Annotated in this window: 16 protein-coding genes; 14 read left to right on the forward strand and 2 right to left on the reverse strand. The window is 40.4% G+C overall.

Features of this window, described 5'->3' with window-relative positions:
* Positions 1-196: 196 nt before the first annotated feature.
* The 4 genes from R5R67_RS09780 (at position 197) to R5R67_RS09795 (ending at position 3396) form a co-directional block, all read left to right on the forward strand.
* The gene (locus R5R67_RS09780) at positions 197-799 is read left to right on the forward strand and encodes a TetR/AcrR family transcriptional regulator (RefSeq protein ID WP_025467460.1); all 603 of its coding nucleotides are present in this window, start codon (positions 197-199) and stop codon (positions 797-799) included.
* Between the two features lie 202 nt (positions 800-1001).
* A complete protein-coding gene (locus R5R67_RS09785; RefSeq protein ID WP_000670340.1) occupies positions 1002-1628 on the forward strand; it encodes a hypothetical protein in 627 nt (208 codons plus the stop codon).
* Between the two features lie 118 nt (positions 1629-1746).
* Positions 1747-2811, forward strand: a complete 1065-nt coding sequence (locus R5R67_RS09790) for a catalase family peroxidase (RefSeq protein ID WP_001061490.1) — start codon at positions 1747-1749, stop codon at positions 2809-2811.
* 12 nt (positions 2812-2823) lie between these two features.
* Complete coding sequence (locus R5R67_RS09795; protein ID WP_001180291.1) at positions 2824-3396, forward strand: cytochrome b; 573 nt, start codon at positions 2824-2826, stop codon at positions 3394-3396.
* Between the two features lie 140 nt (positions 3397-3536).
* Here the strand turns inward: R5R67_RS09795 and R5R67_RS09800 are convergent, their stop codons facing one another.
* On the reverse strand, positions 3537-3821 hold the full coding sequence (locus tag R5R67_RS09800; RefSeq protein ID WP_001277472.1) for a DUF1330 domain-containing protein: 285 nt from the start codon (positions 3819-3821) through the stop codon (positions 3537-3539).
* 62 nt (positions 3822-3883) lie between these two features.
* Positions 3884-4546 (reverse strand): GntR family transcriptional regulator, encoded by a 663-nt coding sequence (locus tag R5R67_RS09805; RefSeq protein WP_001049495.1) that lies wholly within the window; start codon positions 4544-4546, stop codon positions 3884-3886.
* Between the two features lie 152 nt (positions 4547-4698).
* Here R5R67_RS09805 and R5R67_RS09810 point away from each other — a divergent pair, with 152 nt between their 5' ends.
* The 10 genes from R5R67_RS09810 (at position 4699) to R5R67_RS09855 (ending at position 14426) form a co-directional block, all read left to right on the forward strand.
* On the forward strand, positions 4699-5301 hold the full coding sequence (locus R5R67_RS09810) for an amino acid synthesis family protein (RefSeq protein ID WP_000420415.1): 603 nt from the start codon (positions 4699-4701) through the stop codon (positions 5299-5301).
* The gene (locus tag R5R67_RS09815; RefSeq protein WP_000987213.1) at positions 5270-6061 is read left to right on the forward strand and encodes an alpha/beta fold hydrolase; all 792 of its coding nucleotides are present in this window, start codon (positions 5270-5272) and stop codon (positions 6059-6061) included. The genes R5R67_RS09810 and R5R67_RS09815 overlap by 32 nt, the downstream gene beginning before the upstream one ends.
* A 30-nt stretch (positions 6062-6091) precedes the next feature.
* Positions 6092-7024 carry a flavin-dependent trigonelline monooxygenase reductase component gene (gene tgnA / locus R5R67_RS09820; RefSeq protein ID WP_001293243.1) on the forward strand — a complete coding sequence of 311 codons (933 nt, stop codon included), beginning with the start codon at positions 6092-6094 and terminating at the stop codon, positions 7022-7024.
* A gap of 2 nt (positions 7025-7026) precedes the next feature.
* Complete coding sequence (gene tgnB / locus R5R67_RS09825; protein WP_001212563.1) at positions 7027-8064, forward strand: flavin-dependent trigonelline monooxygenase oxygenase component; 1038 nt, start codon at positions 7027-7029, stop codon at positions 8062-8064.
* 11 nt (positions 8065-8075) lie between these two features.
* Positions 8076-9545 carry a (Z)-2-((N-methylformamido)methylene)-5-hydroxybutyrolactone dehydrogenase gene (gene tgnC / locus R5R67_RS09830; RefSeq protein ID WP_000123059.1) on the forward strand — a complete coding sequence of 490 codons (1470 nt, stop codon included), beginning with the start codon at positions 8076-8078 and terminating at the stop codon, positions 9543-9545.
* A gap of 137 nt (positions 9546-9682) precedes the next feature.
* On the forward strand, positions 9683-9811 hold the full coding sequence (locus R5R67_RS09835; RefSeq protein ID WP_002041109.1) for a hypothetical protein: 129 nt from the start codon (positions 9683-9685) through the stop codon (positions 9809-9811).
* Between the two features lie 38 nt (positions 9812-9849).
* Entirely contained in the window at positions 9850-11256 is a 1407-nt protein-coding gene (locus R5R67_RS09840) for a purine-cytosine permease family protein (protein WP_000081167.1), read from the forward strand.
* A 25-nt stretch (positions 11257-11281) separates the two neighbouring features.
* Entirely contained in the window at positions 11282-12451 is a 1170-nt protein-coding gene (locus R5R67_RS09845) for a hypothetical protein (RefSeq protein WP_000750368.1), read from the forward strand.
* A gap of 137 nt (positions 12452-12588) precedes the next feature.
* Positions 12589-14046: an NAD-dependent succinate-semialdehyde dehydrogenase gene (locus R5R67_RS09850; protein WP_001176561.1), complete on the forward strand. Its 1458-nt coding sequence runs from the start codon at positions 12589-12591 to the stop codon at positions 14044-14046.
* Positions 14043-14426 (forward strand): carboxymuconolactone decarboxylase family protein, encoded by a 384-nt coding sequence (locus R5R67_RS09855; protein WP_000064100.1) that lies wholly within the window; start codon positions 14043-14045, stop codon positions 14424-14426. Before R5R67_RS09850 ends, R5R67_RS09855 begins: the two co-directional genes overlap by 4 nt.
* Positions 14427-14459: the final 33 nt, after the last annotated feature.

Genomic DNA, 14459 nt, shown 5'->3' on the forward strand with positions numbered 1-14459 from the left:
AGCTTAAAAATTAAAGCAGCTTGATTGCCCTAAGGTTTTCAGGCTTAAAGTCATTTTTACTTAAAACTTAGCAACAACAAAACTTGAGATGTGCCAAGCACAGTCTTTACGGCTTTGCTGTGCCTTTTTTTCTCCCAAAAAGGGCACAGGTTTTTTTATCTCTACATACAACAAAAATTTTTATAACGGTAAAACTATGCCAAATTTAGTTCTCCCAACACGTACCTTATATGTTGTAAATAAAGCAATTGATCTGTTTCATCACCGTGGGTTCCATCTTATTGGCGTCGACAGAATAGTGAAAGAATCAGAAATTACCAAAGCGACTTTTTATAATTACTTTCACTCTAAAGAACGCCTCATTGAAATCTGCCTGATGGTGCAAAAAGAAAAGCTCCAAGAGCAAGTAGTCGCAATGGTCGAGTACGACTTAAGTACCCCCGCAATAGATAAACTTAAAAAGCTGTATTATTTACATACCGATCTAGAAGGGCCGTATTACTTATTATTTAAAGCTATTTTTGAGATTAAAAATAGTTATCCAAAAGCCTATCAGACCGCAATGCGCTATAGAACATGGCTAAAAAATGAAATTTATAGTCAGCTTAGAGTGCTAAACGCGGATGCTTCTTTTACCGATGCCAAGCTATTTGTATATATGGTGGAGGGCACAATCATTCAGCTTTTAAGCTCAGATGGGGCACTCGAGCGGGAAAAGATGTTGGATTATTTTTTAAACTCTTTTGTTAGAAATTTTAGTCCATGTATGTTTACTCATGTCGACGCTAGCAAGTGTTAGCCTGTTCTTCTATGACGGTTTATATGTAAAAGCTAGACGAGTTGTTTTGAAGGGGGGGAGAGAAATAATAAATAAAGCCCCCTTAAAAAAACTGCTTATGTACAAAAGAATATAAAAACAGCAAGTAACACTTACTCAAGTGTCATTTTAAACTGATTGGTATTTATACAATATAGTTATCAGATCACAAGGATATGAACTAATGAAATTTCTAAAATTTTTAACTTTTAGCACGATTCTTACCTTATCCGCACATACCTATGCGACAGTGGGTGGTGGACAAAAAATTGAAGTATTGGGCTATCAGCAAAAAGAGAAGAAACTTTATGTATTAAGACATTATGAAGATGGCCGAGGACGCCTACCACAACTATATTATTATCTATTAAATAGTAAATCGCCTGATAAACTGATTGAAGTTAAATCTCTCTATATCAATCCAAAAACACATAAGATTGATTATGATCAAGATAGTACAGCGTTTAATAAGGCACTTAATAAAATTAAAAAGAATTTAACTCCTTTGATCGTAAGTAATAGTAAGACTGTAAAAATTCAAACATTAAAAACTCATCAGAATCAGGTATCGTCTTGGTTTGATCCTTCAGGAAAGATCACGCAAAATAAAACAGAATATGTTGTAAAATCGCCGTCTTTACAAAGTAAGACCCATGTTGCGGTTCATTACAGCAAAGCAATAAAAATTTCCCAAAATTATAGTGTGCCTAAACAAAATAAGAGGTTGGTTGTCGTTAAATATTTGGGGGTTCCAGAAGAAACTGGTTACGATATTGAAGACCCTGTTTTACTACTACCTATAAAAAAATAAGCTTAAGCGTAAATTATTTTCTTGGTTCAAAAGGACGACAGGATAAGAAGTCCTGCGTATTTTATAGGATAAAACTTTTCTTTATAAATGCAGCTATATAATTTACACAGGATGAAGAATGAATAATTTGAATTTTAAAACTCTAAAGAAGTACTGGCTGCGATTCGTGGGTATTGCTGTAATCGCAGGCTCTTTAATATTGGCATTTGCTTGGACCGCTGGTCTATTTGGACATCGAACAACATCCAAAACTTTTTTGGGTGACACATTAAAAAACTTTGATCCCGGATATCGACGTGCACACGGTAAAGGTATTTGTTTTGATGGCACTTACCATAGTAATGGTGCGGCAGCAGCACTCTCTAAAGCCACTGTATTTGCCAAGTCTGATATACCAGCAATTGGTCGATTTTCTATTGGAAGCGGTAATCCGCATGCGGCAGATAATTCTACCGCAACAGTGAGTATGGCTTTATTACTTTCTCCAGCCGATCATTCACAGTGGCGTATGAAATTAAACAACTTTCCCTATTTCCCTACGCGAAATGCTGAGGGTTTTTTGGCGCAGCAAAAAGCATTTAAACCGGTTCCGTCTACTGGTAAACCTGATCCAGCCCTTGTTGAGGCGTTTTTAAAAGAATATCCCGAAGCGCGTAAGTCTATTGAGCAAAAGGCCAAGATGCCATTAACTGGTAGTTTCAGCGGTGCAGAATTTTATGTCGTAAATGCCTTTATATTGCGGGCAGCCAATGGACAAGAACAGCCAGTCCGTTGGTCTATGCGTCCTCATTCAAAATTTATTAGTCTAACCAAAGAGCAACGTGATCAAGCTGATCATGATTTCTTATTTAAAGACATCAAAAAACGTTTGGCTGAAGGACCGCTCTATTGGGACTTGGTTTTGCAACTTGCCGAGCCGGGAGACCCGGTGAATGACCCATCTCAGCCTTGGCCAAAAGACCGTAAAGAAGTTATAGCCGGAACATTAGAAGTCAAAAATGTAACTGATCAGGTAAATGGCGCTTGTCGTGATATTAACTTTGACCCAACTTTGGTGCCACCAGGAATTGAGTTATCAGATGACCCAGTACTCGCAGCACGAGCGGCGATCTATTCACAGTCTTACAATGCTCGATTACGTGAAATTGGATTTGGCAAAGCAACGGATGCCGTGGGCAAATAGGAGAGATGAACAATGCAAAATAAATCTAACGATAATGCTCCACGTCATTTTAATTTGACTGCGCGAATACTGCATTGGCTTATGGCGGCAGCAATTCTGGCTATGCTATTTATTGGGGTAGGAATGACCACCTCAATGACTTGGCGTCCGTGGTTAATCGATATTCACCGTCCTTTAGGAATCGCAATCTTATTATTGGTCATCATAAGATTAATAAATCGACTCTGTTATCCAATTCCACCTTTGCCGCCGACTGTACCGCGCTGGCAGGCGTTTCTTGCCCAAGCATCACATTGGCTACTTTATATTTTGATGTTTAGTTTGCCATTGCTCGGATGGGCAACGCTATCGGCAGGTAATTGGCCTGTCACTTTATTTCCGGGTTGGGACCTTCCACCTATAGCACCAACCAACTCTACGCTTTACGCTTGGTTCCGTACTCTACACGGAATTTTGGCTTGGCTATTATTTGCTGTCGTTATTGGTCATCTGTCCGCTGCGTTATTACATGCATGGATTTATCGCGATGGCGTATTTTCGAGTATGGCTTTGGGGTCTTCTTCTAAAAAAGAAGAAGCTGATTAGTTTGCTTGAAATTTTTTCGATTGAACGATGAGTTAATGGTGAGGTTTTTATAAGGTTTATTTAAAACATATAAATAAGCTCGCTGATATAATAACTTAAAATAGAATTGATTTCTCAAGTTGAGAAATCAATTCAGCAATTTAGATCCCTTCAACAAAACTCACCATGACATCACAGCAGCCTTGGCGTTTACTTTTGGCAAGCTGATATTCAGGTGAAAAATAACATTCACGTGCAGTTTCCATATTTGGAAACTCAATCACCACGTGACGTTCAAACTCTTGTCCTTCTAAGACTTCAGAGGCACCGCCACGCGCAAGAAACTTGGCGCCGTACTTTTGAAAAGCTTGCGGAGCAGTGGCCATATATTGTTTATATTGTTCCATATCATGAATGGTGACATGAGCAATCCAGTACGCAGACATATCGTATTTCCCTATAACTTATTAAATAAAGGCCTATTTACCTTTTCCTAAAATTTGTGATTTCACGCATCTAAAATATTTTTTGCGACAGCAGCAGCTTCAGCAATATGTTCAGCAACAGCTTGTTTTGCCTTTTCAGGGTCTTTGTGAAGATAGATGGCCTCACACATATTTTTAATACGTTGATAACCTGAAATTTCACGCTTTGTTGATTTCATGGTCATGGCACGAAGACGGCTAATTCGACCGTTTAAACGTTGAACCACTTCCCAAGCAATATGGTGATTGGCTGTAGTAAAAATAGTTTCATAAAGCCGGGTAGAGGTCGCAATAATGAGATTGATGTCATCGGCGGCAAATGCAGCTTTAAGATCTTCTAATAGAAGTTTTAATTTTTCAGCAGTTTTTTCATCTAGATTTTTAGTGCAGTCAACCACAGCACTTTGCTCTAACAAAAGACGAATTTCATAAATTTGTGAAGCGATGTCCCAGTTAAGTAGTGAAACAATAGGGCCTTTATTTGGCAAAATCTCGACTAAACCTTCTGCTTCTAAATAGCGGATGACTTCGCGAACTACAGAACGGCTCACGCCAAGTTCTTCACATAACGTTCTTTCAACCAATCTTTTTCCTGAAGGGAAATAGCCCGTAATAATGGCATTACGCACTTTATCTAAACACAGCTCTCGTAAAGTTACGGGCGGGTTTTCAATTTTAAGATTCATAGGTAATTAAATTTTCCTGTTTTTTAACATGTTGAGTTTCATTACATGTTTTTCAATAAAAATTAGCATAGCAAACTCTTGCTTTTTTTTCAGTATGTATTATGGTATACCATAATACGAATGACAAGATAATTTACTTGCAAGGAAGAGCAATGGAACTCATACGTAAAACTGTACTTCATGTAGAAACCACTTATGTAGATGGCGGCAAAGAAGCAGCCAAGCCTTTAAAAATGGTGGCAGCAGCAGCGGTAATTAAAAATCCGTGGGCAGGGCAAGGTTATGTAGAAAACCTAACACCGGAAATTCGTCGCATTGCGCCGATCTTAAGCGAGCATTTAACCAAGCTTATTCTTGATGAAGTCGGTTCGGGCGAAGCCGTTGAAGCTTTTGGTAAAAGTGCGGTGGTGGGCTTAAATGGTGAACTTGAGCATGCATCAGCTTTAATTCATACCTTACATTTTGGTAATACTTACCGTAGTGCTGTTGGCGCGAAGTCTTATTTGGCATTTAACAATACCCGTGGCCCAGCAAATGCGCCGATTTTAATTCCAATGATGGATAAAAATGACGAAGGCCGCCGTTCTCATTACTTAACATTGCAATTTGCAATTCCAGATGCACCTGCTGCTGACGAACTGGTTGTTGTGATTGGTGCAGCAACAGGTGGTCGACCACATCATCGTATTGGTGATCGTTATAAAGATTTGGAAGAGTTAGGTCATGATGTCAAAAACCCTGCAGCTGTCAAATAACCGTATTGCTCACTATTTTGAGCAAGGCGAAGGAGAGCCTCTGGTTCTGATCCATGGAGTGGGAATGCAAGCTGCGGCATGGTATCCACAAATTGAATATTTTTCTAAACATTATCATGTGATTTCAGTAGATATGCCGGGACATGGTCAAAGTACCAAATTACCGGCAGACGCAAAATTACAAGATTTTGTTGAATGGACCATCGAATTTATTACAGCCTTAAATTTAGGCCCGGTAAATTTAGCAGGGCATTCAATGGGCTCGCTAATTACGACAGGCGTCAGTGTTACCCGTCCTGATTTAGTCAAACGGATGGCTGTACTCAATGGTGTGTATAAACGGACACCACAGGCGCGTCATGCAGTCATCCAAAGAGCTGAAGAGTTAAAAACAGGCCGTATTGATGTTGAAACTCCGCTACAACGCTGGTTTGGTGAAAGTGAAGTCGAGCGTATAGCAGCTGCCAAAGTGAAAACTTGGCTCGAAAATGTCGACTTGTCTGGTTATACCACTGCGTATTCTGCGTTTGCACAAGGCGATGAAACCTATGCAGATGACTGGTCAAAGATCACTTGCCCTGCTTTGGTGTTGACCGGTACGGATGATCCGAATTCAACTGCAGAAATGGCATTACAGATGGCAAAACAGGCAAAGCATGGCACTGCAATTGTCATTGAAAATGAACGTCACATGGTGAACTTAACTGCCCCTGACAAAGTGAATAATGCAATGCAAGCGTGGTTGGAAACCAACGTTTAAATTGCCACACATTGCTGAAGGAATATAACAATGAGTGAAATGGATACGATTAATAAAATGCGTGAACTACGTGATGCCTTCGGGTCATTTATGACGGGCGTTACGGTGGTCACAACCTGTAAAGAAGATGGAACGCCACTTGGCTTTACAGCGAACTCTTTTGCTTCGGTGTCTTTGGACCCAGCTTTACTTCTAGTGAGTATTGCCAAGACATCAAGCAATTATCATAACTTTGCAAATGCCACACATTTTGCAATCAATATTTTGGCAGAAGAGCAAAAGGATGTTTCAAATACCTTTGCTCGTCCAAGCGAAGATCGTTTTGCAAATATTTCATGGTCAAAAAGCGCTTGCCAGAACCCGCTGATCGATCATGTCAGTGCATGGTTTGACTGTACAACCTACCAAGTTGTCGATGCAGGTGACCATGCCATTTTAATTGGTAAAGTTGAAGATTTTGCTTCGACCGGTTTTGCAGGGCTTGGTTATTATCGTGGTGGATATTTCACACCAGCCAAACTTTCTGCCGAGGTGATCTCTGGCCCTAAAGTGGTGATGAGTGCCATTATCGGACATGAAAATACCATTTTACTTGAAGAAACTGCCGATCATAAATGGACTATTCCGCATGTCATGGTCGATAAAGACGGTGCCGATAAAGCACTTGAGAAAATCTTTGCACAATATCAGCCAGATGCTTCTGCCAACTTCATTTACTCTGTATATGAGAACGTTGAAAACCAGCAGCAATATATTTCATTTTTATGCAACACACCCGTAGCTCAAGCCACTAAAGGTCAGTTTGTCGATTTAAATGATCTTGAGAAACTTGAGTTTATAGACAGTGCTTTAGAAAGTATGCTGATGCGCTATCGCAAAGAAAACCATTTGAAAACTTATGGTGTTTATTACGGAAATCAGACAACAGGTACAGTTCGTCAAATCGTTAAAGAGGAAGTTTAATCATGCGTTTTTCATTATTTGTGCATATGGAACGTGTTTCTGATCAGCAAACCCAGAAGCAGCTTTATGATGAAATGATTGAGCTTTGTCAGATTGCAGACCGTGGCGGTATGCATGCGGTTTGGACAGGTGAGCACCACGCCATGAACTTTACCATTGCACCAAACCCATTTCTAAATCTGGTCGATTTAGCGAATAAAACCAAAAATGTTCGTTTAGGTACGGGTACGGTGGTAGCGCCATTCTGGCACCCGATTAAACTTGCAGGCGAAGCTGCAATGACCGACATTATTACCAACGGCCGTTTAGATATTGGTATTGCTCGTGGTGCTTATTCGTTTGAATATGAACGTATGGTTCCGGGCATGGATGCATGGAGTGCAGGTCAGCGTTTACGTGAAATGATTCCCGCAATTAAAAACCTTTGGAAAGGCGATTATGAGCATAACGGTGAATTTTGGCAGTTTCCAAAAACCACCTCAGCACCTCAACCGCTTCAACAACCGCATCCACCAATTTGGGTTGCTGCCCGTGATCCAAATAGCCACGAATTTGCTGTGCAAAATGGCTGTAATGTACAGGTAACGCCGTTACATTTAGGTGACGAAGAAGTTGAAAAACTCATGGGACATTTCAATGCAGCTTGTGAAAAGTTCAGTGATGTACCGCGTCCGGAAATTATGTTGCTCCGCCATACCTATGTGGCAGATAGTGAAGAAGATGCTCAACTGGCAGCAGATGAAATCAATACCTTCTATAACTACTTCGGCGCTTGGTTTAAAAATGAGCGTGAAATTAAACAAGGTTTAATTGCACCTTTAAGCCCTGAAGAAATTGCTGCACATCCTTTTTATACACCAGAAGCGATGCGCAAAAATAACGTGATTGGGCAAGCCCAAGAAGTCATTGATCGCTTAAAAGCCTATGAGGCGATGGGCTATAACGAATATTCTTTCTGGATTGATACAGGCATGAGCTTTGAACGTAAAAAAGCCTCATTAGAACGTATGATCAATGAAGTTATGCCGGCATTTGCATAGAGGCGAATATCATGACAGCAGACTTTCAGCTTTATATTAATGGTCAGTTTGAATCTGGTGCAGCGACTTTTGAAAGTATTAATCCTGCAACAGGTGAAGTTTGGGCACACATGCCGGAAGCTCGAACCGATGAAGTCAACCGAGCAGTTCAAGCGGCATCTCAGGCATTAAAAGCACCGGAGTGGGCAGGTTTAACCGCCTCCCAGCGCGGTAAATTGCTCTATAAATTGGCTGATTTAATTGAAAAAGCTGCACCGCAACTTGCTCAAATTGAAACCAGTGACACGGGCAAAATTATTCGTGAAACATCGAGCCAGATTGCCTATGTCGCTGAATATTATCGCTACTATGCAGGTATTGCCGACAAATTAGAGGGCAGTTTTCTACCGATTGATAAGGCAGACATGCAAGCATGGATTGTTCGTGAACCAGTAGGTGTGGTTGCTGCAATTGTTCCTTGGAACAGTCAGTTATTTCTATCGGCAGTGAAGGTAGGGCCTGCTTTAGCGGCAGGTTGTACCGTCGTGCTAAAAGCTTCTGAAGACGGCCCTGGACCATTGTTAGCCTTTGCCAAATTAGTCCATGAAGCGGGTTTCCCGGCAGGAGTGGTCAATGTGATTACCGGTTTCGGGCCTGAATGTGGCGCCGTGTTGAGTAGTCATCCTGATGTTGCCCATGTTGCGTTTACAGGTGGTCCAGAAACGGCACGGCACATTGTGCGTAACTCGGCTGAAAATCTTGCAAAAGTTTCACTCGAATTAGGTGGTAAATCACCATTTATTGTATTTGCTGATGCAGATATTCAAAGTGCGGTAAATGCTCAGGTCGCTGCTATTTTTGCGGCCACAGGGCAGAGTTGTGTAGCAGGTTCACGTTTACTGGTTGAAGAAAGCATTAAAGATGAATTTGTTCAGCGTTTGGTTGAGCGTGTACAAACCATAAAAATTGGTTTACCTCATGAAATGGCAACCGAGTTTGGACCGCTTTGTACCTTACGCCAACGCCAAAAAATTGAGCAAGTCGTTGCAAGTTCAATCCAGCAAGGTGCAAAACTGCTTATTGGGGGTAAAAGCCTTGAGCGAGCAGGTTATTACTATCCACCAACCATTTTAGATTGCACCGATGTACCTCAAGCAGATTGTATTACCACGGAACTATTTGGTCCGGTGTTATCAGTAGATAGTTTCAAAGATGAAGCGGAAGCCGTGCAAAAAGCCAATAGCACGCCTTACGGATTGGCAGCAGGCGTTTTTACCACCAATTTAAGCCGTGCTCACCGCATGACAAAAGTGATTGGATCGGGAATTGTTTGGCTCAATACTTACCGTGCTGTTTCTCCACTTGCACCTTTTGGTGGACATGGGCTTTCGGGACATGGTCGGGAAGGTGGCGCAAATGCTGTTTTAGATTACACCACCACCAAGACAGTTTGGTTACGTACCTCAGATGAGCCAATTGATGACCCATTTGTCATGAGATAAGTCATGACTTGAAGTATGAAAATATATCGGGATTTTAATTTCAAGGATGAAAAAATGAATCAGTCAAACCCAGTAATCGCCTAAAGCTTTAAATAGTTGAAAACGTAAAACTAGATGTATCGATGCTTAATTAAGTATTGATCGGACTGGCTTTACCTTTTTCTTGGCTAAAACAACACAAACAGAGAAATGAGCTGTTTGTAAAAGGAAATAAAAAGATGAAGCCGAGTCATATTGAAATGACTTTGGCTGGGCAGATTTTTTGATGTTGAGGAAATGAATTCCTCAAAGAGAGATTAAGGATATGAGCCAAAACGAAAATAGCAATAATGCTTTCGCTATCGAAAGTCATTCTATTGATTATGTTGCTCCCTCTGAACGTAATGGGAAAGTTCGTGATCTATTCACATTATGGTTTTGTACCAATATTGCACCGCTTGCCGTGATTACGGGTGCAATGTCAATTTTAACCTTTAACCTCAATATTGTAAGTGCATTGCTTGCGATCTGCTGCGGACATTTTTTTGGCGCAGCGATTCTGGCCTTAACCTCTGCACAAGGCCCACAGGTCGGCATTCCTCAAATGATTCAGAGCCGCGCACAGTTCGGGCGTTATGGGGCATTGCTGGTTGTAGTGTTTACCACCCTCATTTATTTAGGTTTTTTCATCTCTAACATTATTTTGTCAGGCAAAACCCTTCATACCGTTGTTCCTGCTATTCCTGTGCCGACTGCGACTGTCATTGGCGCAATCGCAGCAACTACCATAGGCGTGATCGGTTATCACTTTATTCATAAGTTCAATAAAATTGGAACTTGGTTTATGGGTGGTTCGTTGCTCATTGGCCTCATGATTATGGTGCCGCATATTAATGCAGATGTACTTGCTAAAGGCTCTTTCAATATGAAAGGCTGGTTTGCCATGTTTGGTTTGTGTGCGGTATGGCAAATTAGTTTTTCACCTTATACCTCAGACTATTCACGATATTTACCGAAGTCGATTGGTATTTATAAGCCATTTATCTTTACCTATTTAGGCGCATCATTAGGAACAATTTTTGCGATGGCATTTGGTACGATTGCGGTCAGTATTGGCTCAACCACAGATGCCATGGAAGCGGTAAAGTCAGGTACTGGACTGTTCGGTTATGTTCTTATGATTTTGTTCTTATGCAATATCATTGGTCACAATGCTATGAACCTATACGGTGCGGTTCTGTCGTGTATTACTTCTATTCAGACTTTTGCAGGGCAGTGGATGCCAAGCCGAAATATCCGAGTCGTGTTATCAATCATTGTGTTAGTTCTAGCGACTTTAACGGCGCTTTGGGCATCAAGTAACTTTATTAGTTTCTTCTTGAATGTGATTTTTGCCTTGTTATTTATTTTGGTGCCATGGGTGTCTATTAATTTACTAGATTTCTATGTCGTGAATAAAAAGTCTTATGACATTCAATCGATTTTTGCACGTGATGGTGGTATTTACGGCAAATTTAATGCAAAAGCGCTTACGGCTTATTTCATTGGGATTGCGGTACAAATTCCGTTCTTAAAAAATGCGTTTTTCACAGGTGCATTGGCTGATGTAATTCCGGATGCGGATATTTCATGGGTTATTGGATTGGTGGTGAGTCTGGTGGTGTATTACGTCTTTAATCTAGGAAAGATTAAATGTTCTGCACCTGCATTAAACGCAAAATTACCTCAATAAGCATTGTAGTGAAAGGAATCCCACAATGAAAAAAAGCTATTTACAAGCAGCTTTAAGCACAGCATTAATGGCTGTAATCTATCCGAGTTACGCAGGTATAAGTTTTGGAAACACCGATGATGAATACGGCAAGCTCACCGTATCCGGCTATGTTCGCGCTAACTATCAAGATAAACACTATGGAGAGTCTGCTTCTGATCAAAAAATTCGTTTTGATGCTGCGCAGTTAAAACTGGACTACGAGCGTGGACCGTTATTTGGTCATGCGGAATATCGTTGTTATCAATATGACCGTCTATGTGATTTTTCTACGTTGGTTGATGGTTATGTAGGGTACAAATTAAATAAAACAGATCAAGTGGTGGCAGGTGTTCAGCCGATTCCATTTGGGCCGGGACGTTTTTGGGGTAATAGCTTATATGGAAGTATGAGCACAACCGCAGGTTTAGAAGATGTTCATAATCTTGGTTTGAATTATCATTTTGAATTGCCGACAGCAACCAAGTTTGATGTGGGTTATTTTGCGGTAGATGGTGGGAACTACACAGGTTCTACCCAAGATTCAGGTCGCTACACTGCAAATTATGTGAGTTCAGACGATCCGAATAAAACCGATTTGCAAGAAAAGAACATGTGGGTAGGCCGAGTGACTCAAGATATAAATCTTGGAATTAATGGTTTAACCACACAGCTGGGTGGCTCCTATTGGACATCCGATATTGAAAATAAAACTGCTTCGAGTGATGGGCGCCGTCATGCATGGGCACTTTTTGGTAAAGCCAATTATGGCAATTTAAATGTGACCCTTACTGGCGGTAAAAATGATGTAACTAATCAGGATCAGCTTAATCCTAATCAGTCACTCATGGGGTCCTACGACACCGAATATTATGTAGCTAACAAAGGAACATTCTATACAGCAGATGTTGGTTATTCTTTCAAAAATGTTAAGCAAATCGGAAACATTACGCCGTACTTTATGTACAGCCATTACGATAAAGATCAGGACAGTATGAAAGATTCGATTCGTAATATTATTGGTGTGTCTATTGACCATAAACAGCTATCTTTGGTGGCTGAATACATCATGAGTAAAAATGACCCATTCATTGGTGGGACTCAAGATTCATTGGCAAAAGGGGATGATAACCAGTGGAATAAGTTGCTTAACTTAACGCTGTTTTATTATTTCTAAAGACATTTAAACATTCGGGCATACCGAAAATTTTTTAAATTAATTTTTGGTATGCCATAATACAAAGTTGATGGTGAGCTATTTAATTTATGTATCGCTCGACTATCAATGCAGAAGATCTTAATAGGATAATGATCATGCAGCTTAATGAACTCGCTTTATTTCGTCAGCAAGCTTTTGTTGCTGGAAAGTGGTGCGATGCAGACCATCAACAAACATCCGAAATTTTAAATCCAGCGACATTAGAGGTTATTGGTACTGTCCCAAATATGGGCAAGGCTGAAGCCGAGCGTGCCATTGAAGCTGCCAAAGAAGCTTGGCCGCTATGGAAAAATAAAACAGCAAAAGATCGATCAATTATTTTAAAAAAATGGTTCGATTTAATCATTTCAAATACAGATGAATTGGCTTTTATTTTAACGAGTGAGCAAGGAAAGCCCTTAGCTGAAGCCAAGGGTGAAATTTTATATGCTGCCAGTTTTATTGAATGGTTTGCCGAAGAAGCAAAACGAGTGTATGGAGATATTATTCCAAGCCCATATCCAGATGCTCGTATTGTTGTAAATAAACAGCCTATTGGCGTCATTGCAGCTATTACGCCGTGGAATTTTCCCGCTGCTATGATTACGCGTAAGGTTGCTCCAGCCTTGGCGGCAGGTTGTCCTTGTATTGTAAAACCAGCACCAGAAACGCCTTTTACTGCTTTGGCCTTAGTGGACTTAGCTCTGCAAGCGGGTGTGCCTGCTGAAATTTTTAGTGTGATTACAGGTGATGCAGTTCATATTGGTGATGCGATTTTTGAAAGTGATGTCGTACGCAAATTTACTTTTACGGGTTCAACACCAGTTGGCAAAATGTTGCTTGAGCGTTCAGCAAAAACCTTAAAAAAAGTTTCCTTAGAGTTGGGTGGCAATGCGCCGTTCATTGTATTTGATGATGCCGATTTAGATGCAGCAATTGAGGGAGCACTCATTGCCAAATTTAGAAATGCAGGGCAAACCTGTGTATGTGTCAATCGATTCTTAGTGCAGGCGGGCATTTATGAAAAATTTATTGCTGCCTTAAGCCAAAAAATCCAAAACTTTAATATTGGTAATGGACTAGAAGCTGGGCATGACATTGGGCCATTAATTAATGCCAATGCGGTGAAAAAAGTTGAAGCTCATATTCAAGATGCATTAGATAAAAATGGTCGTCTTGTGATTGGTGGTAAAAGGCATACTGCGGGTGAATTATTTTTTGAACCGACACTAATTGCAGATGTTACCGCTGATATGGATGTGGCAACCCAAGAAACGTTTGGTCCGCTAGCAGCTGTATTTAAATTTGAAACCGAGCAACAAGCAGTTGAAATGGCAAATGCAACTGAATTTGGTTTAGCCGCATATTGTTATACCAAAGATTTAGGCCGTGCTTGGCGTATGAGTGAACAGCTTGAGTATGGCATGGTCGGAATTAATAAAGGCCTTATTTCAAATGAAGTTGCGCCTTTTGGTGGCATTAAACAGTCTGGTTTGGGGCGTGAAGGTTCTAAATACGGTATTGAAGATTATCTGGAAATTAAATACACCTTGTTTGGAGGATTGAATATATGAGTAATGAAAAATTTGAAAAGGGTTTAGCAATCCGCAAACAAGTTCTTGGTGAAGAATATGTAAATAATTCAATCAACAATGCTGATGAGTTTAATCTTCCTCTTCAAGAATTAGTCACTGAATATTGCTGGGGAGCTGTTTGGGGGCGTGAAGAATTAAGTAAGCCTGAGCGCAGTTTAATTAACTTGGCAATGATCTCAGCTTTAAATCGTCCGCATGAATTAAAACTACATGTTAAAGGTGCACTTCGAAATGGTGTACCTAAAGAGAAAATTCGTGAAGTGCTTTTGCAGGTTGCAATTTACTGTGGCGTACCTGCTGCCGTAGATAGCTTTCGTATTGCTAAAGAGGCAATTAAAGAATTTGAATCTGAGCAATAAAAATTAGCTTTGAATATTAAAAAAGGCCTTATT

This window comes from Acinetobacter sp. OYA S30 (assembly GCF_033599315.1).
Classification (GTDB): domain Bacteria; phylum Pseudomonadota; class Gammaproteobacteria; order Pseudomonadales; family Moraxellaceae; genus Acinetobacter; species Acinetobacter baumannii.